Raw genomic sequence first — 22,760 nt, 5'->3', positions numbered from 1 at the left:
CATTCCTCCCCCGTCGTCGCCAGGGTAGCCGAGCGCGCGACCAGGAGCGGGAGCTCCGGCGGCGACGGTGCTACTCGCCGCGGGAGACCCGGACCATCTCGTCGCGCGGCACGACCTTGACACGCGCTCGCTCGTCGGGCGCCCCGAGTGCGATCTCGTGCTCGTCGAGCCGGTGCCAGCCGTCGAGGTCGGTCCAGCGCACGCCGCGCTCCTGCAGCAGAGCCGGGATCGACTCCTCCGCAGGATCTTCGGGCTGCCACCAGGACCCCTGGTCGTTGATGATGTGCCGCACGGTCTCCATCGCATCGGACTTCGTGTGCCCGATGAGGCCCACGGGTCCGCGCTTGATCCACCCGGTCGCGTAGATGCCGGGGACGCGCTGGTTGGAGTCCTTCGCGAGCACCTGCCCCTCGCGGTTCGGGATCACGCCGTGCTTCTTGTCGAAGGGCACGCCGGGAAGAGGCGAGCCGAAGTATCCGATCGCACGGTAGAGCGCCTGAATCGGCACCTCGCGCATCTCTCCGGTGCCCACGGCACCGCCCTGGCCGTCGGGCTGCGTGCGCTCGTACACGAGCGCCGCGACGCGACCGTTCTCGTCCTTGCGCACCTCGACCGGCTTCGCCCAGAAGTGCAGGTGCAGGCGTCGGGATGCGGTGCCGCCGGCGTTGTTCACGGAGTCGCGCTTGCGCCAGGACTGCAGGATGCGGTCGATGACCATGACCTGCTTGTTGCTGGCGACGGCATCCTTCGAGGCCTCGTCGTAGTCGAAGTCCTCGTCGTAGACGACCATGTCGACGTCGCGCAGCTCGCCGAGCTCGCGGAGCTCGAGCGGCGTGAACTTCACCTGCGCCGGTCCGCGGCGGCCGAAGACGTGAACATCCGTGACCTGGCTGACCTTCAGACCCTCGTAGACGTTGGCGGGGACTTCGGTCACGAGCAGATCCTCGGCGTGCTTCGCGAGCATGCGCGCGACGTCGAGGGCGACATTGCCGTTGCCCAGCACACCGACGGACGCCGCATCCAGCGGCCATTCGCGAGGCACGTCGGGGTGTCCGTCGAACCAGCTGACGTAGTCGGCGGCGCCGTAGGAGGCGACGGCGTCGATCCCGGGGATCTCCATCGACGTGTCCCGGATCGCGCCGGTCGCGAAGATCACCGCGTTGTAGTGCTTCTTGAGGTCGTCGAGGGTGATGTCCTCGCCGAAGCGCACGTTGCCGAACAGACGGATGTCGCCCCGGTCGAGCACATCGCGGAGAGCCGTGATGATGCCCTTGATGCGGGGATGGTCGGGCGCGACGCCGTAGCGCACGAGGCCGTAGGGCGCCGGAAGCTGCTCGAAGAGGTCGATCGAGACGTCGAACTTGCGCTCCGCCTTCAGCAGGATGTCCGCGGCGTAGATGCCGGCGGGGCCCGCACCGACGATGGCCAGTCTGAGCTTGGTCATGGGAGGTCCTTTCGTATGCCGTCGCAGCCGGCGCGCGACCCGACGGGCCGCCCGCGCAGATTCAGCTGGAGCGTTCGGCGAGGGTCTCTGCGAATCGGGTCAGTGCTTCGCGCACGGTGCCGCGAGGGAGCGGCTCGAGGGCGTCGACCGCATCCCGCGTCCAGGCATGCGCGAGTTCCAGCGTCTTCTGGGTCACGGCGTGGTCGCGCAGCTCGTCCAGCGGCCCGTCGAGGATCGCGGGGTCGGAGCCGTCGGCGATGAGGGCGACGCCGTCGTCGATGCGGGCGGCGAGATCGACCGAGGCCTCGTCGCCTTCGGCCTTCAGCAGCAGGTAGGGCATGGTCGGGACGCCGGCGCGCAGGTCGGTGCCCGGCACCTTCCCGGTCTCCTCCGGCTTCGCCGAGAGGTCGATGACGTCGTCGAGCAGCTGGAACGCGACGCCGATCTTCTCGCCGTAGATCCGCAGCGGCTCCTCGTACTCCGCGGGAGCGTTCGAGAAGATCACGCCGCCCTGGGTGGCCGCGGCGATCAGCGAACCGGTCTTGTCGGCGAGAACCTGGATGTAGAACGCGATCGGGTCGTCGCCCTCCTGCGGCCCCAGGGTCTCGTGCATCTGACCGAGCACGAGACGCTCGAAGGTGTCGGCCTGGAGCCGGATGGCGCGTTCGCCCAGCCGCGACATGAGCTGACTGGCGCGGGAGAAGAGGATGTCGCCGGTGAGGATCGCGATGTTGTTCCCCCACACCGCGTGCGCGGCGGGGACGCCGCGGCGGCGGTCGGCCCCGTCCATGACGTCATCGTGATACAGCGAGCCCAGGTGGGTGATCTCGAGCGCCTTGGCGACATCGATCACCTCGGAGGTGTTGCCGTCGCCGAGCTGGGCGGCGAGGAGCGTGAGGACCGGGCGGATGCGCTTGCCGCCGGCTTCGTAGAGATAGCGGCTGGCGGCGTCGGCGAGGGGATCGGCGACGCGGACGTCTTCGGCGAGCCCTGTCTCGACGAGCTCGAGGCCGTCTTCGATGGCGCGCGCGACGCGACGGGCGGCGGGGCCGATGAAGACGCGATCGCTGAAGCCGAGACGGCTCGCCAGTCGCGAACCCGGGGCGATGGGGCTCGAAGTCACGGTCCCAGCCTACCTTCGTCGGGTGGCGCGGTTTCGCCCGGGAGGATCACTCCGGCTTGCGCGCTCTGTGCAGGGCGACGATGCCGAACGAGAGATTGCGGTAGGCGACATCGACCCAGCCCGCTTCGCGGATCCACGCGGAGAGCCGCTTCTGGTCGGGCCACTCGCGGATCGACTCGTTCAGGTAGTCGTAGGCGGCGCCGTTGGTACCGGCGACGCGAGCGACCCGCGGCAGCACCTGGGCGTTGTAGAAGCGGTACGCACCGCGGAACAGCTTGCCCGGCGGCGTCGAGAACTCGTTGATCACGAGACGCCCCCCGGGCTTGGTCACCCGGTACAGCTCGCGCAGCGCCTTCTTCGGATCGTTCACGTTGCGCAGCGCGTACGACATCGTGACCGCGTCGAACTCGGCATCCGGGAACGGCAGATCGGTGGCATCCGCCTGGACGAACGACAGGTTGCGCATGGCACCGTGCCGTCGTTCACCCTCGGCGAGCATCCCCGGCGAGAAGTCGGCCGCGATCACCTCGGCTCCGCTGCGGGCGAGAGACGCCGATGAGGAGGCGGTGCCGGCTCCGAGATCGAGGATCCGCTCCCCCGGCTTCGGCGCGACCGCGCGGGTCGTCGCCGCGCGCCACAGGACGTCGTTGCCGACGGTCATCGCCGTGTTGGTGCGGTCATAGCCTGCGGCGACCTGGTCGAACATGCCGCTCACGCGGGCGGGGTCCTTGCCGAGGTCGGCGCGGTTCACATCGTTCGGGGTCACGGGTCCAGTCTAGGCGCGAGCCCCAGGGCTTCGAGGCGGTCGAGCCACGGATCGGCGGTCGCGTCGTCGAAGGGAGCGACCTCGGCGCGCACCCGCTCCTCGAGGTCGAGCGCGAGGGCCTCGAGGTGGGTCATGACGTCGGCGGGATAGCCGTAGCGGGCGCTGTGCTCGGCCCACTCGTCACGGTCATCGACCCAGGTCCCGCGCTCGCCCGCCACCCGCACCACGTCGAGGTCCATGTCGATGCCGGTCGCGAGGAGCGGGTCGTCCGACCACCGGATATCCCACCCGAGGTCGATGTAGATCCGCATGCCCTTGGAATGCCGACGGTTCACGGTCACGGCGTGATCGCCGCCGGCGGGGATGAGCGTGACGTTGGGTCCGCCCGCGTGAAACTCGGCTCCCGGCCGCACGCTGTGCCATCCGACCGGCTGCCCCAGCCAGTCTCCCCACTCGTCGGCACCGAGGTAGACGCACTCGTGTCGCCAGTGCGGCGAACCGTTCCACTTGCGCCACTGGAAGACCATCTCGGTACCGGGTGCGGGGCGGTCGGTGCTCATCAGCCCACCCTACGACGCCGGGATCGCGCGTCCGCCGCGCGGCATAGGCTGGACACGTGCACACGCCCCTCCTGATCGTGGAGACCCGAGAGATCGATCCGATCGAAGATCTCCTGGCCTACACGGATCCCGCCCGACCGCTCGCCTGGCTGCGACGCGGAGACGGGATCGTCGCGGTCGGCGAGGCGCTGATGGAGCTGCGTCCGCCCGCCGGGGGAACCGAGTCGCGCACCACGGCGCTGGCGAGGTCGTGGCGCGAGCTCACCGCCGAAGCCGAGATCGACGACCCCGTGGCCCTCCCCGGCAGCGGGCTCGTCGCATTCGGCGCGCTGGTCTTCGACGAGGAATCCGCCGCGGACAGCGTCCTCATCGTGCCGACGCAGGTGCTCGGGCGCCACGGCGACCGCTTCTGGCGCACCCGCATCCGCCTCGCCACCGCTCCCTCGGGCTTCGAAGAACTCGCCCCCGAGCCGTACGGACCGCACTGGGCGGGCACCGTCGGCCCGGGCGCGCAGAGCCCGCAGGGCTACGTGGACTCGGTGCGCGGCGCCCTCGACCTCATCGCCGACGGCGAACTGAGCAAGGTCGTCCTCGCACGCGACCTGACCGGCAGCATCCCGGCCGGCTCGGATCTGCGTCGCCTCGTGCGCGCCCTGTCGACCGGATACCCCGACACCTGGGCGTTCGCGGTCGACGGTCTGATCGGCGCGAGCCCGGAGACCCTGGTCACCGTGCACAACGGGACCGTCACGGCGCGGGTGCTCGCCGGCACGATCGGGCGAGGAGCCGACGCGGACGCCGACACCGCGGCATCCGCCCATCTCGCCTCCAGCACGAAGGACCTCGACGAGCACCAGTACGCCGTGCAGAGCGTGCTGGCCGCGCTGCGCTCGCACACGCGTGCGATGGCCGCGAGCGAGCAGCCCTTCCTGTTGAAGCTGCCGAACCTGTTCCACCTCGCGACCGATGTCGAGGGCGAACTCGCGGACGGCGAATCGGCACTCGACCTGGTCAGGGTGCTGCATCCGACCGCCGCCGTCGCCGGCACCCCGACTTCTGCGGCCATCGCCGCGATCCGCGACCTCGAGCCTTTCGACCGCGGACGTTATGCGGGACCGGTGGGCTGGGTCGATGTCGCGGGCAACGGGGAATGGGCGATCGCGCTGCGCTGCGCCCAGTTCGTCCCCGCGGACGACGTGATCGCGGTCACCGCGTACGCCGGAGCCGGGATCGTCTCGGGCTCAGACCCGGAGAGCGAGCTGCTCGAGACGCGCGTGAAGTTCCGCCCGCTGGTCGACGCGCTGGCCTGAGGCCCCGCGGCGGGGATCCTGTCACTCAGCTGGCGGCGAGGCGCTTCTTCTCGGCCTCGATGTCGAAGTCGGCCCCCGGCCATTGCGGATCGATGTCCTCCAGTGCGGCGAGCAGCAGCTCCTGCACCGCGAGCCGCGCGTACCACTTCGCGTTCGCCGGGATCACATGCCACGGCGCGGCCTCGGTCGAGGTGCGGTCGAAGACGATCTGGTACGCCTCCATGTACTGCGGCCAGAGCATCCGCTCGTCCACATCGCCGGGGTTGTACTTCCAGTACTTGTCCGGGCGCTCCAGACGCTCCATGAGACGCGACTTCTGCTCGTCGGGCGAGATGTGCAGCATCACCTTGATGATGCGGGTGCCCGATGCCGCGACCCGGGCCTCGAACTCGTTGATCGCGTCATAACGGCGCTCGATCTCGGCAGGCGCGGCGAGCTCGCGGACCCGTCCGATCAGCACGTCCTCGTAGTGGGAGCGGTCGAACACCCCGATGTAGCCGGGCTCGGGCAGACGCTTCTCGACGCGCCACAGGAAGTCGTGCTCACGCTCTTCGGCGGTCGGGGCCTTGAACGCGGCGAGCGCGACGCCCTGGGGATCGACTCCGCCGACCACGTGCCGGACGATGCCGCCCTTGCCCGCGGAGTCCATCGCCTGCAGCACCAGCAGCACCGAATCCTTCGCCACCCCGACGCGACTCTCGGCGAACAGCCGCTCCTGCAGGTCGTTCAGCTTCTCGAGACCCGCGGCGAGGTCTCGCGCGCCGTGGGACTTCCCTCCGACATAGCCGGGCTTGGTGTCCGGGTCGAGGTCGGCGAGGCGGAACCCCGCGTCGACTCGCAGCGTCTGCGTCCAGGTGTGCGCGTTCATACGCACATCCTGCCAGTCAACGCGCCAGCGGCACCTCGATGATCTGACGTCCGCCGCGCGGAGAGGTGAGCGCCTGGTCGAGCGCGGTACGCGTCGTGACCCGCTGATACTCCCAGCCGTAGGCGAGCGCGAGATGTTCGAGGCGCACGGTGTGGGGCGTGTAGAAGGCACGGTCGAGATCGCCGGGACGCGCGGATGCCGCGACCTCCAGAGAGTCGAAGATGGTGCCGCCGCCGTCGTTGCCGACGATGACCTGCAGCCGCGGCTCGGTCTCGTCGGGCGGGAGCAGCAGCGCCCCGACATCGTGCAGGAACGCGAGGTCGCCCAGCAGCACCCGGGTCACACCGGGAGCGCCGGCGGCCTGACTGGCGAGGGCGATGCCGGTCGCCGTCGCGATCGTGCCGTCGATTCCGGCGAGTCCGCGGTTGGCGTGCACCGGCACCTTCTTGCCGCCGAGCACCTGATCGGCCACCCGGACCAGCCGCGAGGATCCGAAGACCAGTCGGTCGTGCGGCCAGGTGGCGCGCCACACGGCGTCGGCCAGCAGCTCGCGGTCGAGCGGGCGGCGGACCGCGTCGAGCTCGGCCTTCACAGCCTCCCTGCGTGCCGCGAAGTCGGTGGACGCGAGTCCTTCCGGATCGGGCGCGTGCTCGCTCAGGTCGACGGTCTCCGCGGCGGAGGCCTGCAACCAGGCGCCGAGCCACTCACGATCGACGACACCGGGAGCGACGGCGACCGCCCCGACACCGCGCGTGCGGTGGTTGAGGTTCAGCTGCTCTCCGCCGCGATGCAGGGCGATGACGTCGACATCCGGACGGGAGAGGAGAGCTGCGACCTCTCGACTGAGCGTGGGATGCCCGAGGACGACGACCCGTTCGATGCGCCCGCCGAGCTCGTCGCGCGACAGCAGCCGACGATAGCCGTGCACGACCTGTCGTCCGAACCGGGCGCCGCTCACGATCTCAGCGATCAGGGGCCAGCCACCGGCATGGGCGATCTCCTCGGCGTCGGCGCCGGCATCCGCTCCCGCGACCACGACGGTCAGCGGGCCCCGGTCGAGGACCAGGGGCTCCTCCGCCGGCGGACGGGGAGCCTCGCCGGGAGCGACGTCGATCGCGGGAAGCGATCCCGAGAGCGGCTCCCTCGAAGGGAGGTTCAGGTGCACGGGTCCTGCGACGCCGGGAATGCCGTGCGCGACATCGCTCGCCCCCATCGCGGCGGAGACCGCGCGCTCCGCGAGACCTGCCCAGTCGCCCTCTCCCGGCACCGGTGCGTCGAGCTGGTCACGCACCCAGGGATCGAAGAGACCGTCCTGGAGCGTCGCCTGATTCGCGCCGACACCGCGCAGTTCGGGCGGGCGGTCGGCCGTGAGCAGCAGCAGCGGGACTCCGGAGTGGAAAGCCTCCATGGTCGCGGGCAGCAGGTTGGCGACGGCGGTCCCCGAGGTGCACACGACGGCGGCGGGCACGCCGGTCTCCCGAGCGATACCGAGGGCGGTGAAGCCCGCCACCCGCTCGTCGATGCGCACATGCACGCGCACATGTCCGTCGTCCGCGAAGCGCACTGCGGCGAGCGCGAGGGCCTGCGAGCGCGAGCCCGGGGAGAGCACGATGTCGCGCAGGCCGTGGGCGACGAGTTCGGCGATCAGGGTCGCCGCAGCGTCGGTCGCCGGCGACGAGGTCACGGGCGCGGATCCGTGGCGGGAGGCTCGTCGGTCTCCTCATCCAGGCGGGCGAGCTCCTCTTCGAGGCGGCGGATGCGCGCATCCTGCTCGGTCTTGCTGATGCTGCGCAGGAAGGCGGGGTCGTCGTCGGGCGCGACCACAGGACGGACGCCGGGATCGTTGGCGCGGCGCCGACCGATCACGAACCAGAGGATGCCGCCGATCACGGGAAGGAGCACCACGATGAAGATCCAGGCGGTCTTGGACACGCCCCGGTGCCGCGTCGCCGGCTGCACAGCGCAGTCGACGATGCTGAACACCCAGAACACGGCGGCGAGGAAGCCGCCGATGATCAGTAGTCTCGCCACCCCTCCAGTGTAGGCGTGTCGGCGGCACCCCGGCCCCGGCGAGGGCAGAGGCCCCGTTGCTAGACTGCGCGGGAAATGCTGCCCTCACCGTCGGATCGGATGCCGCGAGCGCGGACCGAGCGGATCCTGATCGCCCGTGTGATCACGGCCGTCGGCCTCGCGCTGCTGCTCGTGGTCGGTGCGTGGTCGGCCTCGCACGGCACGGCCGACCTGCACTCCACGCTCTGCCTCGCCTCCGGTGTCTCGCATCCGGCCGGAGCCTCCCCTGCGGCATCCGACACCGACGGCGCGACCGCGATCGACGTGCTCTCCTCCGACGCCGGCATCTGCGTGATCGCCGCCCTCTGCTGCGTCGCGCTCACCCTGCTCTTCCGCCGGCTCGCCGGACACGGCGCACGGGCACTCACCACTCGCGCAGCGCTCCTGACGTCGCCGCCCCGCGCAGGGCCGAGCATGGTCGTCCCCGCGCTCACCCTCACGCAGCTCTCGATCTCCCGCACCTGACCCGCGACGCGCGCATCGAGCCGCCCCCGCGGCATCCTTCCCGTCGTACCCGTGTGTCTGGAGACCCCATGAAGAACCCTGTCAAAGCGACCCTGGTCGCCATCGCCGTCGCCATCGTCCTGCTGATCGCCGGCGTCGTCTTCGCCATCAGTCAGCAGCAGCCGACCGCACCACCCGAGGGCGGGGAGCAGCAGACCGTCCGTACCGACTCCCACGTGCTCGACGACGGAGGCGAGGGTGCCGTGACCGTGGTCGAGTTCCTCGACTTCGAGTGCGAGGCGTGCGGAGCGTTCTATCCCGTCGTCGAGGACCTCCGGGAGAAGTACGAGGGCGAGATCACCTACGTCGTCCGCTACTTCCCACTGCCCGGGCACATCAACTCCGCACAGGCCGCTCTCGCTGCTGAGGCCGCGGCGCGGCAGGGCCGGTTCGAGGACATGTACCACCGGCTGTTCGAGACTCAGGCGCAGTGGGGCGAGCGCTCCGAGGAGACGCCCGAGGTGTTCCGTGCGTTCGCCGAGGAGCTCGGCCTCGACATGGCCGAGTACGACGCCGCGATCGCCGACCCCGCGACCGCGGAGCGCGTTCAGGCGGACAAGAGCGACGGCGAGCGGCTCGAGGTGACGAGCACTCCGACGTTCTTCATCGACGGCGAGCAGGTCGTGCTGCAGGAGTGGGACGACCTCGAAGAGGCGATCGAGAAGGCCGTGAACGGCTGAGGCTCGGCGGCGGGAGCGTCCACCCACGGCATCCGGCGTGGACGGTCCCGTCCTCCTGCGGTCCCGATACGCTGAGACAAAATTCAGGGAGAGGGCCCGGACGACGATGGAATTGACTTCGCTTCTGCAGGGGACGCACAACGCACGTGAGCTTGCGGGGCTCCCGACTTCGGGAGGCGGGGCACTCGCGTCCGGTCTCCTCTTCCGGTCGGATGCCCTCGCCTCGCTCACCGACGAGGGTCTGCAGGCGCTGACCGACCTCGGCATCGGCACCGTGATCGACTTGCGGACCGACGGCGAGCGCTCCCGCGCCGCGGATCGTCTGCCCGACGACGGCAGCGTGACGCTGCTGGCGCTGCCCATGCAGGGCGGCGCCATGGACGAGATGGTGAAGCAGCTGCTGCCCGCCGCCGGTGGCGCCGGCCTGTCTGTGACCCAGGTCGCCGAGGTCCTGAAGCGGGTACCGACGTTGGAGGACCTCTACATCGCGATCCTGGAGGCCAGCGCCGCACAGTTCGCGACGGTGGCGCGAACGGTGCTCGACACCTCGCGCACCGCGCACCCCGGCGTGCTGTTCCACTGCACCGCCGGCAAGGACCGGACCGGACTCGCGGCGGCGATCCTGCTGTCGATCGCGGAGGTGCCGCGCGAGGTGATCGTCGAGGACTACACGCAGACCGAGAAGAACCTCGCGCTCGGTTTCGCGGAAGCGCTCACCGGACTCATCACCTCCCTCGGGGTGCCCCTCACGCCAGGCCTCAAGACGCTGGCGACGGAATCGCCCGCCTCGGCCATCGAGACGGCGCTGGACTGGATCGACACGAACCACGGCGACGTCGCCGGCTACCTCCGCAGCGGCGGCATGACCGATGCGGAGATCGCCGACCTGCGCCGGGTGCTCCGCGGCGAATAGGGGTCGGCCGCACGGCGAGTGCGACACAGGGAAGACCCCTGACACCCCGACATCGCGAGGTGCACAATGTGGGTATGAGCGCGCGCTTCCGTCAGGCGTGGAGTCACTATGTTCCGCGCCGGAGCACTCCCGGCGCGTGAGCGCCATCGCTACGCTGAGCGCATGACAGAGGAGCGACCCCCCTCCCCGCATCCCGCCATCGCCGTCGTCCGGCGGATCCCCGCGACGCTGACCATGGTGCTCATGATCCTCGTCGTCGGGGTCGTTTGGAACGGCCTCTGGGCGCCGTTCGAGGACACGAAGCTCTTCCCCGACGTGGCGTACGGCCTGCCGAACCTCGTCGACGGCAAGTGGTGGACCCCGCTGACCGGCACGTTCTTCGTGAACCAGCCGTGGGTCTACCTGTTCACGATCGCCGGCTTCTGGGGCATGGCCTACCTGGAGTTCCGCCGCGGTTCCCGCGTAGCGCTCGCGTACTACTGGATCGGTCAGCTGTTCGCGATCTTCGCCACCGCGCTGCTGCTCCTGCTGCTCTCGCAGTTCCCCTGGGCATGGGCCACCGCCCAGGCGCAGGCGCTCGACGTCGGAGCATCCGGCGGCACCATGGCCTGCATCGCCGCGGCCGTCGGACTGTTCCGGCCGCCGTGGCGGGTGCGCGGCTGGCTCATCCTGCTCGGCTTCGTGTTCATCGCGATGCTGTTCTGGGGCAAGCTCGCCGACCTGGAGCACCTGCTCGCCGTGCTCCTCATCCTGGTCGTCGACCGCACCCTGCGGGTACGTCACACCACGGTCCGCGAGCAGCGGCTGATCGCGGTGATGGCGATCATGGTGCTCGGCGCGGTCGAGATCATCACGACCCTCGTGCCCACCGACGGGCCGTTCGGTCCGACCGAGCCCGCATCGGGTGGGTTCATCGACCTCGCGATCGACGTCGTCGTGATCCTCGTGCTCGTGAACGGCCTGCGCCGCGGCCGACGCTGGACCTGGGTGATCGCACTGCTGCTCGGACTCTTCAACATCCTGGTCGCCGCACTCGTGCTGACCCTCATCACCGTCTTCAGCCAGGCCCAGGTCGACTTCCGCTGGGACGGCGAGACCGAGCTCGCCCTGGCGAACGGGTTCCTCTGGCTGGTCATGGTCGTCTACCTCATCTGGGTGCGCCGGGCGTTCGGGGCCAAGCGCAAGACGAAGCTCGGCATCCAGCCGTCGCCCACCGCGGACGACATGAAGCAGGAGCTGCGCACCCATGGCGGGGGGACGCTCTCCTGGATGACGACCTGGGACGGCAACAGCTATGCCCGCGTGACCGGCGGCATCGTCGCGTACCAGCGCCGCAACGGCGTGGCCTTGGCGCTCGCCGATCCGATCGGGCCGGCGGATGCTCGCGCCGAGGCCGTGACGGAGTTCATCCGCACCGCCGAGCAGGCGGGTCTCGTGCCGTGCTTCTTCAGTGCCGACGAGGACACGCGGGCCGCGGTGCCCTCGACCTGGCGGAGCATCGTCGTGGCCGACGACACGATCGTCGACCTGCCGGGGCTGGAGTTCACGGGCAAGCGGTGGAACTCGGTGCGCACCTCGCTCAACAGGGCCGGCCGCGACGACATGACCTTCCGGATGACCCACCTGAAGGCCGAGTCGTGGGGCGTGCAGCAGCAGCTGCGTGCGATCTCCGAGGCCTGGGTCGGCGACAAGGATCTGCCCGAGATGCGCTTCACCCTCGGCACTCTCGACGAGGCCGAGGACCCCGAGGTGCGACTCGCGTTGGCCGTGGCTCCGAACGGCGACATCGACGGCTTCCTCTCGTGGCTCCCGGTCTACGGCGGCGACGGCGCGATCCGCGGGTGGACGCTCGATCTGATGCGCCGCCGCGACGGCGGGTTCGGCCCGGTGATGGAGTACCTGATCGGCTCCTCCGCCAAGCAGTTCTCCGACGAGGGCGCCGAGATCATGTCGCTCTCCGGCGCTCCCCTCGCCCACGACTATCCGCCGGATGCCGGCGTGATCGCCGCGCTGAGCGACCGCCTCGCGGATGCCTTGGAACCGGTCTACGGCTTCGGTTCGCTGCACCGCTTCAAGCAGAAGTTCCACCCGCGCTACGAGACCATGTACCTCCTGTTCCGCGACGAGAGCGACCTCACGCGCATCGGTGGGGCGCTCACGCGAGCGTTCCTCCCGGACGCCACGCTGCGGCAGTTCGCCGGCGCCGGGCTCGAACTCGTCCGTGGCGGCGGGAAGGACTGACGACCGAAGTGCGTCAATGAGAGGTTGACAGATCCGAGTGTCAACTGTAAGTTGACGTCATGGTCGACTCTCCGCAACCCGCACCGCTCTCCATCCGACTCGCCCAACGAATCGGGCTCGCGCTCCTCGCGGCAGGGGCGCTGACGCTCATCTTGTCCATCGGGTTCGATCTGGACGGATTCGGCGGCGGGCTCATTCAAGGCGCAGCGGTCGGCGGAATGCTCGTCGGGACCTATTTCTGGGGATTCGGCAACGGTTTCCGCCGTCGGGATCGCCCCCAGTGGCTCCCGAGTCGAGGAACCATCGAGTGAGCACTCTCGGCGATGCCATCGGGCATGCCGTTCTCGACGAAGCCGGCGCCGCCGACAAGCCAGCCCTCGCCTTGGAAGACCACATCGCGCTGATAGCCGCAAGCGCCCGCGCAGACGACGAGGTGCGCGCAATCCTGCAGCGAGCCGTCGACGCCGCCCGTGCTGCCGGCGCCAGCTGGGCGACCATCGGCGCCGAACTGAACATGTCCCGCCAGGCAGCGCAACAGCGATTCGGCCACCCGAGCGCAGCAGCAGACCTGGATGAGGACGAGCGCTGGCTCGGCCCGGTGAGCGTGTTCGACGAGATGGCCGAACTGGACCTCGCGGGCTTGGAAGGGTGGCACACGATCGGCGCTGAATCCTCGGCGCATCGCATGCGCCGCAGCGACACCCGCTGGGAACATCGGCGGAGCGTGTGGCATGCGCTGCGAGCATCCGAGCGCGCCGAGGGATGGGAGATCGGGTGCAGGGCTTTCCCCTGGGTCTATCTCGTTCGCGATACCGGGGTCCCGGTCACCTCGTCTGCGGCGCCCGCCACCGATTGACCCGCGCCAGAGACGGGTCGGCCTATTACGTTTTCCGGATAGCGCAACGCCATCCGGATTCTCGGATAACGCCCGAGCGCGGATAGCACCGGACCACGCGTGAGTACCATCGGTGTCGTGCTCGACGAAGACCGCCTCCGCTCCATGGCCGATGAACTCACCGACGTGCGCGGCGTGCGAGCCGTCGCGCTCGGAGGCAGCCGGGCACGGGGCACGCATCGGCCGGACTCCGACATCGACCTGGGTCTCTACGTGGATGCGGATGTCGACCGTGTCGGCATCGCACGCGTCGCGAGCGGCTGGACGGGCGCCTCCGTCGAGGTCGCCGAGCGGGGCGGATGGGGGCCATGGGTCGACGGCGGCGCCTGGCTGATCGTCGACGGGGTACCGGTCGACCTGATCTTCCGCGACGCGGACCGGGTGGCGGAGCAGTGCGCCCGAGCGGCGCGGGGCGAGTTCGCCTTCCACGCCCAGCCGGGGCACCCGCTCGGCTTCCTCGACGTCGCCTATGCCGGTGAGGTCGCGACGAGCGTGCCGCTCCGCGACCCGGAGGGGGTCCTCAGCGCTCTCGCCCGCAGCGTGACCCCCTACCCGCAGGCTCTGCGCGACGCGTTCCTCGCGAACCTCTGGCAGGTCGACTTCCTGCTGAACGCCGCACTGAAGGGCGCGAAGTCCGGTGACGTCGCCTACGTGTCGCTGTGCGGGACCACGACGACCATGCTCACCGCCCACGCGTGGCACGCCGCCGCCGGCAACTGGGTCACGAACGAGAAGGGGCTCGTCACGAACGTCGCTCGACTGCCGATCGCCACCGGCGGGTTCAGCGCGGCGGCCGCCAGGGCTCTCGGGAGTCTCGGCACCTCGCCGGCGGAGCTGCACGCCACGATCGAGCGCCTGCGCGAACTCCCGCGTCCCGGCACACGGGAGAACGCACCGCAGTCCGGCTGAGACGAGTCGCGGGTCGGCGACGCGTCTCAGCCCGGGTCGTCCCTCAGCCCACCGCATCCGCGAGCTCGACCGCGGCGTCACCCGACGTGTCGCCGCCAGGGCGCTTGGCGGTGTTCGCGATGTGGGCGCGGCTGACGACGATCACGGCGACGATCATGATCGCGACACCCAGCCAGTAAGGCGCGGCCGGGCTGACGAGGGCGTAGAGCCCGCCCGCGATGAGCGGAGCGACCGTGCCCATGGCCGCATTCAGCGACTGGGTCGCACCGCCGAGCCAGCCCTGCTCATCGTCGCCGACGGCGTTCGACATCGCGCCGTCCATGGCGGCCTGCGAGGCGCCCTGCCCTGCGGCGAGCATCAGCGCACCCACGATGAACACCCACGGCTGAGCGAAGATCGACGCCACGACGGCGAGGGCCGCGAGGCCGAGCATCTGCGCGACGATGCCGCTCACGATCACTCCGCGCTCACCGATCCGCGGAAGCAGGAAGCCGAGCAGCACGCCCTGGATGAGGATGTCGATGATGCCGACCGCCGCGGTGAGGAGGCCGATCTGGGTCGGACCCCATTGGATCGAGTCGAGCGCCAGAACGCTGAAGTTGTTCACGAAGAACCCGAACGGCAGGGCGAGCAGTCCGAAGCCGATCATCAGTCCGCGCAGCTCCTTGCGGCCGAACGCCTCCTTGAAGACGGCGAACGGCTGCACGTCGCGGAGTTTGATCGTGGTGATCCTGTTGCCGGGCTTGAGGCTCTCGGGGAGCAGGAAGATGCTGAGTATCGCGATCGTGAGGGCGACGGCGGCAGTGAGGAAGACGGGGAGCTGGAGGCTCACGGCGGCGAGCAGACCGCCGATCCCCGGACCGATCATGGTGCCGATGCCGGAGAGCGCGCCGAGGATGCCGAAGCGCTTGGCACGCTGCTCGGGCGGGGTGATGTCGGCGAGGTAGGCGAAGAGGGCGGGCAGGTCTCCGGCCGTCAGGCCCTGGATGACGCGGGCGAGGACGAGGACCCAGATCGCGCCGCCGATGCCGAACAGCGCCATCGAGAAAGCCGCTCCGAACGCGGCGACGATGATGACCGGTCGACGGCCGAAGCGATCGGAGAGGCGTCCGAGGAACGGCGCGGCCAGGAAGGCGCAGAGTCCGTTGATCGCCTCGAGCACGCCCACCCAGATCGCGAGGTCGCTCTCGTGCGAGACGTACTGCAGCACCACGAAGGGAAGGACGGGGAGGACGACCGTCATCCCGATGACGGTCAGCATCGTCAGCACGATGAGCATGATCCAGGCGCGGTTCTGTTCCCGACGCGTGAGGGTGTTGGGTGAAGTCATACCGAAAGTGTACTCATACCACTTTTGGTGTCAAGCCAGTTTCCGATCCGGTCCACGATAAGCTGTCGAGCATGACGAACCCAGAGCCGATCGGCCGCCGCGAACGGAAGAAGGCCGCGACCCGCAAGGCGATCTCCGACGTCGCGACGATGATGTTCCTCGAGCGCGGCTTCGACAACGTGAGCATCCGCGAGGTCGCCGACGCCGCCGATGTCTCCCCGACCACCGTCTTCGCGCACTTCCCGCAGAAGGAGGCGCTCGTCTTCGATGAAGACGACGAGCAGCGCGACCGCCTCGTCTCCACCGTCCGAGACCGGCCGCCCGGAACCACGATCAACCGCGCGATCCACGACTTCTACGCCGCCGAACTCCGCGCGAACGTCGATGAGCACGGGAACGACGTCACCCGGGTGTTCCTGCGATTCCTCAACGAGACCCCGGCACTGCGCGACTATGCGGCGAAGATGTGGCTTCGACACGAAGATGCTCTCGCCGAAGCCATCGCCGACGAACTCGGGCTCGCCGAGCCCGTCGCCGAGATCCGCGTCTACTCCCGGTTCGTCCTGCAGATGCAGCTGCTCGTGAACGACAGCGACGACCCCCTCGGTCTCCTGGACGCGGGATTCCGACTGCTCGACAGCGGATGGGCTCCCATCGAGGCGAAGTTCGCCGATTCCCCGACTTGATCGACTTCAGGTCCGACAACATCGATGAGGGCATCGCCGTAGCGTCGCTGATCCGTGCCGTCAACCCGATCCCTCGGCACGACCGCTGCGCCTACCCTCGACCTGACGACGACGAGGAGGCGGAGATGTTCGACGCTCAGCACGACAGGAAGCCCCGGCACGCCATCGTGACGGGGGCGGACTCGGGGATCGGTCGCGCCACCGCCGTGGCACTCGGCGCGGCGGGGATCGACGTCGGCGTGACCTGGCATTCCGACCGGGCCGGCGCCGAGGCGACGGCGGAAGAGGTGCGCACTCACGGCGCACGCGCGGTCGTCGCACAACTCGACGTGACCGACGTCTCCGGCTGCGGCGACGTGATCGACGGGCTGATCGCGGAGTTGGGCGGCATCGACGTCTTCGTGAACAACGCCGGAGCCGGCGTGAGCACACCATTCGTCGACCTCTCGCTCGAGGACTGGAACCGCGTGCTGCTCACCGACCTCACGGGCGCGTTCATCTGCCTCCAGCGCGCGGCTCGGGCGATGGTCGCCGGCGAGCGCGGCGGCCGATTGATCTCGGTGACGAGCGTGCACGCGCACCAGCCGATGGTCGGCTCCAGCGCCTATGACGCCGCGAAGCACGGCTTGAGCGGCCTCATGAAGAATCTCGCACTCGAGCTCGGCGCCCACGGCATCACCGCGGTGAGCGTGGCACCCGGCGAGATCGCGACGCCGATGACCGGCCAGACCGACACCGACCCGCGCACTGAGCATCGGCCGGGCATTCCTCTCGGGCGGCCGGGAGATGCCCGAGAGGTCGCCGCCCTCATCGCGTTCCTCGCCTCTCCGGAGGCGGCCTACATCTCCGGCACCTCGCTCGTCGTCGACGGCGGCATGCTGCAGATGGGCCCGCAGGCGGGTGCGAGCATCTCGAGCGACGACTGGCGCACGGCCTGACGGCCTATGCCGGGTGCGGTGGCGCCGACCGCGGCACACGATTCACCGGGTGGTCGTCACGGTGCAGCTCGTCGGGGTGAACTCGATGCCGAGCGGGAGGTCCTGTTCGTGAACCGGTTCTCCCAGTACCCATTCCACCCGGAGCCCGTCCAGGTGCCCGCTGCTCTCGCCGTCGGTGTCGAGCATCGCGAGGACGACTCCGGTCGGGGCTTTCTCCGTGAGGCTGAAACGGTCTTGATCAGCGCGCTCGATGAGACGCGACAGCGCCTCATCGGTCAGCGACGAGAAGCCGGCGACCGAGGGAACGAGGCCCGCGGCCTCGACATCCCATTCCGAGGGCCCGACGGAGGATGCCGATGCCAGCGAGCCACTCGCGATCATGCCCACATCGACGGCGACGTACAGCTTCGGGCTCTGCGCGTCGCCGCCCAGACGGCAGTCCGACGGCGACGACACGACGACCGGGAAGGGCTTGACCTCGAACATCCATCGGAACAGGAGTGCGCCGAGGATCAGCACCCCGATCAGCACGAGGATCGCCAGAGCGGTCACCCACCCGCGGAGCAGCCCGACCGCTCGGCGATAGTGCGACTCGGGAACCCACCCGACCTGATCGACCATGCCCTGAGCATAGGGAGGTCGGTCGCGCGCCGGGATCACGATCGCGCATCGACGATGGCCACCGGAGCGCGGAGTCCCTTCAGTCCGCGGGAGGCCGGCGGCGCAGACTCTTGACGTCGGTGCGACGCTGCTTGGCCTTGAGCCGACGCTCCTTCGACCCGCGGCTCGGCTTGGTCGGCCGCCGTGGTGGGGCCGGGGGCCGCAGCGCCTCCGCCACCAGCGCGACGAGCCGGTCCCGCGCCGCGTCCCGGTTGCGCAACTGTGCGCGGTGCTCGGACGCCGCGATCGTCAGCACGCCGTCGACCAGACGGCCTGCCAGCCGATCGAGCAGCCGCTCGCGCTGATGCGGCGAGAGCGCCACCGAGTTCGCCGCATCCCAGACGAGCTCGACACGGGAGTCGGCGGTGTTGACGCCCTGTCCGCCCGGACCCGAAGACCGCGAGAAGCGCCACGACAGTTCGGACTCGGGGATCGTCAGACCTGACGAGACCCGCAGGCCGGGGCGATGGGCGGAAGGCATGTCTCCATCATCCGGCCTCAGGAGGCGCAGCGCCTCACCCGGGCTAGCATTGCGGGGTGCGGTGGGTTCGGCGGCATCCACGCCACAGCGATGCCCGCGGCCGTCATGCGGAGCACCGATGAACTCATACCGGCAGGACGACTGGGCGGCGAGCCCTTCGTATCCGTCGACCGTGAACGAGCCCTACCTGATGGGCACCGGTGTCGTCACCGCCGAGGACACCGGATCCCGCCCGCTCTCGCCGCCGCACAGCCACGCCGATCCGATGCTGGCCTGGTGCTACCGCGGCACGGTCTGGGTGCACCTGCAGGACGCACGGTGGCGACTGGCTCCCGGCCAGGGCGTGTGGATCCCCGCGAACACCCCGCACACCGCCCACCACGAGCCCGACTCGACCGGGTGCTACACGTACATCCCCGACTCCGCATTGACTTCGCCGATCGACGACATCACCCGGGTGCTGGTGCCGCGGGCCGTGCAGGAGATGCTCCTCCACCTCGGCATCAACGACATGCCGACCGACCTGCGCGTGCGCATCCAGTCGGTGCTGATCGAGATGCTGCAGCAGCCGGTGCCGGAGGCCGCGAGCGAATGGGGCGAGGTGCCGATGCCCGCCGACGAACGGGTCGCACCGCTCGTGCGCGCCGTGCTCGCCGACCCCGGCGACCCCCGCAGCGCGATCGACCTGTTCGCCGCCCACGGACTCCACGAGCGGACGGTGCTGCGGATCTTCCAGAACGACGTCGGCATGAGCTTCGGTCGGTGGCGCACCGGCGTGCGGATGACTCTCGGCGCGCGGCTGATCGTCGACGGCACCCCGATCGGGGCGGCGGCGCACCGCTGCGGGTACGCCACGACGAGCGCCTTCTCCGCGGCGTTCAAGGAACGGTTCGGGATCACGCCCCGTCAGCACGTGGCGCGCGTGCAGGCCGACGCGGCCCACCAGCTCTACTGGCGGTGACCGCACCGCGGTGAATCCGACCGCGATTGTCGGTTCAGCGACACAAGTCGTCGCTCCCGCAACACTGGGTGCGGCATCCGCGTTCTAGCATCGTTCTGTTAGGGCATGCTTACCTAACTTCACGCCGCGTCGATGCGGCACGCCCCTCCCCCCTTCCCGAAGGAGAACCATGTCGCACGCTCTCGCGCGCCCGAAGATCCGCCGAGGCTCTGCCCTCGTCGCCGCGGCCATCGCCGCCGCCCTCACCCTGGCGGGGTGCACGGCATCCGGTGAAGCCGCCGAATCCGCACCCACGTCAGCCGACGGCGTGGTCATCGAGCACGGTCACGGCAAGACCGTGATCCCCGAGAAGCCTCAGCGCGTGGTCGCCCTCGGCTGGATGACGCCCGACATCGTCGCCGCCCTCGGCACCAACCCCGTCGGCATCGAAGAGGTCTGGGGCGCCGACGAAAGCGGCTACCAGCCCTGGTTCGAAGAGTTCGTCACCGAGGAGTACGGCGAGACTCCCGAGATCATCCCCTTCGTCGAGGACGGTCCGAACTACGAGGCGATCAAGGAGCTCAAGCCCGATCTGATCCTGAGCCTCTACTCGGGCGTCACCGACATCGAGTACGAGCGTCTGAGCGAGATCGCCCCGACCGTCCCCTACATCGAGGGCCCCTGGAACCCCGGCACCTGGGAGGGTATGACACGCACGGTCGGCAAGGCTCTGTCGGAGGACGCCAAAGCCGAGGAGCTGATCGCCGAGACCGAGGAGCAGATCACCGCCCTCTCGGGCGAGCACCCCGAGTTCCAGGACAAGACCTTCGTCTGGGGTCTGACCCTGAACGAGGGCGGTACCGACCTCGGCGTCTACCTGGAGTACGACCCCCGCGTGCGCATCACGGAAGCACTCGGCTTCACCTCGACCTCGGCGATGGACAGCTTCCTCGCGAGCGCCGAGGGCGACAACTGGTACACCGGCGTCAGCCTCGAGAAGCTCTACGACGTGCAGGCCGACCTGTTCGCAGCCTGGGGCGGCAGCGTCGACGAGGGCGAGTACACCGTCGAGAACAAGGTCGTCTCCCGCTGGGAGCCCATCGCCAACGGCTCCTACGTGATCTACGCCGACGACGCCGAGGCGTCCGCGATCAGCGCACCGACCGTGCTCTCGCTGAAGTACATCCTCCCGAAGTACGTCGACGACCTCGCAGCGGCGCTGCAGGGCGAGCCGACCATCGCCGGGAAGTGACCCGCGAGGTGTCCCTGGCGACGCAAGACGACACGGACGTCTCGAACACGGGTGCGGGGAGTCGTGCAGGCGACTCCCCGCACCGCAACGGGACGCTCGTTCTGGGACTGATCGTCTCGGTGGCGGTGCTGGTGGTCGCCGTCCTCGCCTCGCTCGCCGTCGGCAACCGCGCGATCGACCCCGTCACGGTGCTCCACTCCCTCTTCGCCTACGACGATGAGAATCCTCTCCACCTGATGGTCGTCGAGCTGCGCGTGCCGCGCACGCTGCTCGGCATCGTCGTGGGTGCCGCCCTTGCCGTGTGCGGCGGGCTGATCCAGGCATTCACCCGCAACCCGCTCGCCGACCCCGGCATCCTCGGCGTCAACGCCGGCGCCTCCTTCGCCGTCACCTTCGCGGTCGGCGTGCTCGGGCTCACGACCCCGGGCGCCTACGTGCCCTTCGCCCTCGGCGGAGCCTTCGTCCTGACCATGCTCGTCTACTTCCTCGGCTCGTTCGGGGCCTCGGGCGCGACGCCCATGAAGCTCACCCTCGCCGGAGTCGCGCTCGGCGCGGCCTTCACCGGATTCACCACCGCGATCGTGCTTCGCGACCTCGGCACCCTTCAGGTCATGCGCTTCTGGGGAGTCGGCTCCATCGGCGGACGCACCCTCGATCAGCTCGCCTGGGCCGCACCCCTGATCGCGCTCGGCCTGCTGATCGGCCTCTTCTGCGCACGCTCGCTGAACGCCCTCGCCCTGGGCGACGATCTGGCCCAGGCTCTCGGAGCGCGCGTGCGCGTGACCCGCGTGCTGGTCATCATCGCCGTCACCCTGCTGGCCGGAACCAGCGTCGCCGCCGCCGGTCCCATCGCCTTCGTCGGGCTCATGATCCCGCACATCGTCCGCTGGTTCACCGGACCGGATCAGCGATGGGTGCTGACCTACTCGATGATCATCGGTCCCTCGTTCCTGCTGTTCGCCGACATCCTCGGCCGCATCGTGCTGCCCAGCGGAGAACTCCGCGTGGGGATCGTGACCGCCCTCCTGGGAGCGCCCATCCTGATCATCCTCGTGCGCCGCAAGCGGGTGAGCGGACTGTGAGCATCGACGAGAAGCCCGTGGCCCTGCCCGACATCGGCGCCGTCCGCGCCGAGTTCGCACCGGTCGATCACGGACGCCGCCTGATCCGGATCGAGACCGCGCGCATCGCCGCCCTCATCCCCGTGCGCTCCGTGGTCGTCAGCCTCGCCCTCGTCGTCGTGATCATCGGGGCCGGCCTCGCCTCGATGACGCTCGGCGCCTACGAGGTGGACTTCCCCTCGGTCATCCGGGCGATCGTCGACCCGGCATCCGATCCCGACATCCGCCAGGTGGTCTTCGAATGGCGCCTCCCGCGGGTGCTGTTCGCGGTGCTGTGCGGGGCGGCCCTCGCCCTCGCCGGCGGCATCTTCCAGTCGCTCACCCGCAACCCGCTCGGCTCCCCCGACATCATCGGATTCGGGATCGGCGCCCAGTTCGGCGTCACGCTCGTGATGGTCGTGCTCGAGCTGAACACCTACATGTTCAAGGCGGCGGGCGCGCTCGTCGGCGGCCTGCTCACCGCCCTGCTCGTCTACGTGCTCGCCAGCAAGAACACGATGTCGTCGTTCCGCCTGATCATCGTCGGCATCGGCGTCTCGGCCGGGCTCGGATCCCTCACCTCGTGGATCCTGATCTCGGTCAGCGTCGAGAAGGCGATGATGGCCGCGACCTGGGGTGCGGGCTCGCTCGCCTCGCTCGGCTTCGACCAGCTCATCCCCGCGTCGATCGTGTTCGCGATCGTGACCGTGCTCTCCCTCCCCCTCGCCCGCACATTGCCGGTTCTGGAGATGGGCGACGATGCAGCCACCGCCCTCGGCATCAGTCCGGGGCGCACCCGGCTCGCGGCCATGGTGTTCGGCGTGGCCCTGGTCGCACTCGTCACCGCCGCCGCCGGCCCCATCTCGTTCATCGCCCTCGCGGCCCCGCAGATCTCGCAGCGACTCACCCGCTCGAACACACCGATGGGCACGGTGCCCGTGATGCTGACCGGCGCCGCCCTCGTCGTGGTGTCGGACGCCGTCGCCCAGCTCGTCGCCGTGCCGGTCGGCGTGGTGACGGTCTCGGTCGGCGGCATCTACCTCGCCTGGCTGCTGGCCGCCCAGTACGCGCGCCGCACCTGAAAGGAACA

Annotated in this window: 24 protein-coding genes; 14 read left to right on the top strand and 10 right to left on the bottom strand. The window is 69.7% G+C overall.

Annotated features, from left to right (window positions below):
• Window positions 1-70 precede the first annotated feature (70 nt).
• From CQ045_RS10205 to CQ045_RS10190, 4 genes are all read right to left on the bottom strand, one after another.
• Complete coding sequence (locus CQ045_RS10205; RefSeq protein ID WP_105723356.1) at window positions 71-1,444, bottom strand: FAD-dependent oxidoreductase; 1,374 nt, start codon at window positions 1,442-1,444, stop codon at window positions 71-73.
• A 61-nt stretch (window positions 1,445-1,505) separates the two neighbouring features.
• Window positions 1,506-2,567: a polyprenyl synthetase family protein gene (locus tag CQ045_RS10200; protein WP_105723354.1), complete on the bottom strand. Its 1,062-nt coding sequence runs from the start codon at window positions 2,565-2,567 to the stop codon at window positions 1,506-1,508.
• A 46-nt stretch (window positions 2,568-2,613) separates the two neighbouring features.
• Complete coding sequence (locus tag CQ045_RS10195) at window positions 2,614-3,333, bottom strand: class I SAM-dependent methyltransferase (protein ID WP_105723352.1); 720 nt, start codon at window positions 3,331-3,333, stop codon at window positions 2,614-2,616.
• Window positions 3,330-3,893: a DUF402 domain-containing protein gene (locus tag CQ045_RS10190; protein ID WP_105723350.1), complete on the bottom strand. Its 564-nt coding sequence runs from the start codon at window positions 3,891-3,893 to the stop codon at window positions 3,330-3,332. The genes CQ045_RS10195 and CQ045_RS10190 overlap by 4 nt, the downstream gene beginning before the upstream one ends.
• A gap of 56 nt (window positions 3,894-3,949) precedes the next feature.
• Between CQ045_RS10190 and CQ045_RS10185 the strand changes: the two genes are divergently transcribed.
• Window positions 3,950-5,203, top strand: a complete 1,254-nt coding sequence (locus CQ045_RS10185; protein ID WP_105723348.1) for an isochorismate synthase MenF — start codon at window positions 3,950-3,952, stop codon at window positions 5,201-5,203.
• Window positions 5,204-5,228: 25 nt separating this feature from the next.
• On the opposite strand, the gene CQ045_RS10180 is transcribed toward CQ045_RS10185, so the two are convergent.
• From CQ045_RS10180 to CQ045_RS10170, 3 genes are read right to left on the bottom strand one after another with little or no spacing between them, the layout of a single operon-like run.
• A complete protein-coding gene (locus tag CQ045_RS10180; RefSeq protein ID WP_105723346.1) occupies window positions 5,229-6,071 on the bottom strand; it encodes a PPK2 family polyphosphate kinase in 843 nt (280 codons plus the stop codon).
• A 16-nt stretch (window positions 6,072-6,087) separates the two neighbouring features.
• Entirely contained in the window at window positions 6,088-7,755 is a 1,668-nt protein-coding gene (gene menD / locus CQ045_RS10175) for a 2-succinyl-5-enolpyruvyl-6-hydroxy-3-cyclohexene-1-carboxylic-acid synthase (protein ID WP_105723344.1), read from the bottom strand.
• The gene (locus CQ045_RS10170; protein WP_105723342.1) at window positions 7,752-8,102 is read right to left on the bottom strand and encodes a PLD nuclease N-terminal domain-containing protein; all 351 of its coding nucleotides are present in this window, start codon (window positions 8,100-8,102) and stop codon (window positions 7,752-7,754) included. Before CQ045_RS10170 ends, menD begins: the two co-directional genes overlap by 4 nt.
• A 75-nt stretch (window positions 8,103-8,177) precedes the next feature.
• Here CQ045_RS10170 and CQ045_RS10165 point away from each other — a divergent pair, with 75 nt between their 5' ends.
• From CQ045_RS10165 to CQ045_RS10135, 7 genes are all read left to right on the top strand, one after another.
• The gene (locus CQ045_RS10165; RefSeq protein ID WP_146115230.1) at window positions 8,178-8,606 is read left to right on the top strand and encodes a hypothetical protein; all 429 of its coding nucleotides are present in this window, start codon (window positions 8,178-8,180) and stop codon (window positions 8,604-8,606) included.
• A gap of 68 nt (window positions 8,607-8,674) precedes the next feature.
• Entirely contained in the window at window positions 8,675-9,325 is a 651-nt protein-coding gene (locus CQ045_RS10160; RefSeq protein WP_105723338.1) for a thioredoxin domain-containing protein, read from the top strand.
• Between the two features lie 106 nt (window positions 9,326-9,431).
• Window positions 9,432-10,238: a tyrosine-protein phosphatase gene (locus tag CQ045_RS10155; protein WP_105723336.1), complete on the top strand. Its 807-nt coding sequence runs from the start codon at window positions 9,432-9,434 to the stop codon at window positions 10,236-10,238.
• A gap of 162 nt (window positions 10,239-10,400) precedes the next feature.
• Window positions 10,401-12,479, top strand: a complete 2,079-nt coding sequence (locus CQ045_RS10150; protein ID WP_105723754.1) for a bifunctional lysylphosphatidylglycerol flippase/synthetase MprF — start codon at window positions 10,401-10,403, stop codon at window positions 12,477-12,479.
• A gap of 59 nt (window positions 12,480-12,538) precedes the next feature.
• The gene (locus tag CQ045_RS10145) at window positions 12,539-12,790 is read left to right on the top strand and encodes a hypothetical protein (protein WP_105723334.1); all 252 of its coding nucleotides are present in this window, start codon (window positions 12,539-12,541) and stop codon (window positions 12,788-12,790) included.
• On the top strand, window positions 12,787-13,335 hold the full coding sequence (locus CQ045_RS10140; protein ID WP_105723331.1) for a hypothetical protein: 549 nt from the start codon (window positions 12,787-12,789) through the stop codon (window positions 13,333-13,335). Before CQ045_RS10145 ends, CQ045_RS10140 begins: the two co-directional genes overlap by 4 nt.
• Window positions 13,336-13,434: 99 nt before the next feature.
• Window positions 13,435-14,283 carry a nucleotidyltransferase domain-containing protein gene (locus CQ045_RS10135; RefSeq protein WP_105723329.1) on the top strand — a complete coding sequence of 283 codons (849 nt, stop codon included), beginning with the start codon at window positions 13,435-13,437 and terminating at the stop codon, window positions 14,281-14,283.
• A 43-nt stretch (window positions 14,284-14,326) separates the two neighbouring features.
• On the opposite strand, the gene tet(42) is transcribed toward CQ045_RS10135, so the two are convergent.
• Window positions 14,327-15,613 (bottom strand): tetracycline efflux MFS transporter Tet(42), encoded by a 1,287-nt coding sequence (gene tet(42) / locus CQ045_RS10130; RefSeq protein WP_258131028.1) that lies wholly within the window; start codon window positions 15,611-15,613, stop codon window positions 14,327-14,329.
• A 71-nt stretch (window positions 15,614-15,684) separates the two neighbouring features.
• Here tet(42) and CQ045_RS10125 point away from each other — a divergent pair, with 71 nt between their 5' ends.
• Window positions 15,685-16,299, top strand: coding sequence for a TetR/AcrR family transcriptional regulator (locus CQ045_RS10125; RefSeq protein ID WP_105723327.1), 615 nt, complete (start codon window positions 15,685-15,687; stop codon window positions 16,297-16,299).
• 125 nt (window positions 16,300-16,424) lie between these two features.
• A complete protein-coding gene (locus tag CQ045_RS10120; RefSeq protein ID WP_105723750.1) occupies window positions 16,425-17,237 on the top strand; it encodes an SDR family oxidoreductase in 813 nt (270 codons plus the stop codon).
• A 42-nt stretch (window positions 17,238-17,279) separates the two neighbouring features.
• Here CQ045_RS10120 and CQ045_RS10115 read toward each other — a convergent pair whose 3' ends face one another.
• Window positions 17,280-17,858 (bottom strand): hypothetical protein, encoded by a 579-nt coding sequence (locus CQ045_RS10115; protein ID WP_146115229.1) that lies wholly within the window; start codon window positions 17,856-17,858, stop codon window positions 17,280-17,282.
• A gap of 79 nt (window positions 17,859-17,937) precedes the next feature.
• A complete protein-coding gene (arfB, locus tag CQ045_RS10110; protein ID WP_105723323.1) occupies window positions 17,938-18,378 on the bottom strand; it encodes an alternative ribosome rescue aminoacyl-tRNA hydrolase ArfB in 441 nt (146 codons plus the stop codon).
• A 118-nt stretch (window positions 18,379-18,496) separates the two neighbouring features.
• Here arfB and CQ045_RS10105 point away from each other — a divergent pair, with 118 nt between their 5' ends.
• The 4 genes from CQ045_RS10105 to CQ045_RS10090 all read left to right on the top strand — a co-directional run bounded on the left by CQ045_RS10105 (window position 18,497) and on the right by CQ045_RS10090 (window position 22,752).
• Window positions 18,497-19,339 carry an AraC family transcriptional regulator gene (locus CQ045_RS10105; RefSeq protein WP_105723321.1) on the top strand — a complete coding sequence of 281 codons (843 nt, stop codon included), beginning with the start codon at window positions 18,497-18,499 and terminating at the stop codon, window positions 19,337-19,339.
• A gap of 169 nt (window positions 19,340-19,508) precedes the next feature.
• Complete coding sequence (locus CQ045_RS10100) at window positions 19,509-20,570, top strand: ABC transporter substrate-binding protein (protein ID WP_105723319.1); 1,062 nt, start codon at window positions 19,509-19,511, stop codon at window positions 20,568-20,570.
• Entirely contained in the window at window positions 20,567-21,652 is a 1,086-nt protein-coding gene (locus CQ045_RS10095; protein WP_105723317.1) for an iron ABC transporter permease, read from the top strand. Before CQ045_RS10100 ends, CQ045_RS10095 begins: the two co-directional genes overlap by 4 nt.
• Window positions 21,649-22,752: an iron chelate uptake ABC transporter family permease subunit gene (locus CQ045_RS10090; RefSeq protein WP_105723315.1), complete on the top strand. Its 1,104-nt coding sequence runs from the start codon at window positions 21,649-21,651 to the stop codon at window positions 22,750-22,752. The genes CQ045_RS10095 and CQ045_RS10090 overlap by 4 nt, the downstream gene beginning before the upstream one ends.
• Window positions 22,753-22,760 lie beyond the last annotated feature (8 nt).

The organism is Microbacterium sp. MYb66 (genome assembly GCF_002979435.1).
GTDB lineage: Bacteria > Actinomycetota > Actinomycetes > Actinomycetales > Microbacteriaceae > Microbacterium.
This window is presented reverse-complemented; position numbering and strand designations above follow the sequence as displayed.

Excerpts from the sequence above, each read along its gene's own strand:
- CQ045_RS10190 (WP_105723350.1), bottom strand. The coding sequence starts at position 3,893 with ATGAGCACCGACCGCCCCGCACCCGGTACCGAGATGGTCTTCCAGTGG.
- CQ045_RS10205 (WP_105723356.1), bottom strand. The coding sequence starts at position 1,444 with ATGACCAAGCTCAGACTGGCCATCGTCGGTGCGGGCCCCGCCGGCATC.
- CQ045_RS10125 (WP_105723327.1), top strand. The coding sequence starts at position 15,685 with ATGACGAACCCAGAGCCGATCGGCCGCCGCGAACGGAAGAAGGCCGCG.
- CQ045_RS10145 (WP_105723334.1), top strand. The coding sequence starts at position 12,539 with ATGGTCGACTCTCCGCAACCCGCACCGCTCTCCATCCGACTCGCCCAA.
- CQ045_RS10160 (WP_105723338.1), top strand. The coding sequence starts at position 8,675 with ATGAAGAACCCTGTCAAAGCGACCCTGGTCGCCATCGCCGTCGCCATC.
- CQ045_RS10105 (WP_105723321.1), top strand. The coding sequence starts at position 18,497 with ATGAACTCATACCGGCAGGACGACTGGGCGGCGAGCCCTTCGTATCCG.
- CQ045_RS10155 (WP_105723336.1), top strand. The coding sequence starts at position 9,432 with ATGGAATTGACTTCGCTTCTGCAGGGGACGCACAACGCACGTGAGCTT.
- CQ045_RS10115 (WP_146115229.1), bottom strand. The coding sequence starts at position 17,858 with ATGGTCGATCAGGTCGGGTGGGTTCCCGAGTCGCACTATCGCCGAGCG.
- CQ045_RS10150 (WP_105723754.1), top strand. The coding sequence starts at position 10,401 with ATGACAGAGGAGCGACCCCCCTCCCCGCATCCCGCCATCGCCGTCGTC.
- CQ045_RS10120 (WP_105723750.1), top strand. The coding sequence starts at position 16,425 with ATGTTCGACGCTCAGCACGACAGGAAGCCCCGGCACGCCATCGTGACG.
- CQ045_RS10165 (WP_146115230.1), top strand. The coding sequence starts at position 8,178 with ATGCTGCCCTCACCGTCGGATCGGATGCCGCGAGCGCGGACCGAGCGG.
- arfB (WP_105723323.1), bottom strand. The coding sequence starts at position 18,378 with ATGCCTTCCGCCCATCGCCCCGGCCTGCGGGTCTCGTCAGGTCTGACG.
- CQ045_RS10180 (WP_105723346.1), bottom strand. The coding sequence starts at position 6,071 with ATGAACGCGCACACCTGGACGCAGACGCTGCGAGTCGACGCGGGGTTC.
- CQ045_RS10100 (WP_105723319.1), top strand. The coding sequence starts at position 19,509 with ATGTCGCACGCTCTCGCGCGCCCGAAGATCCGCCGAGGCTCTGCCCTC.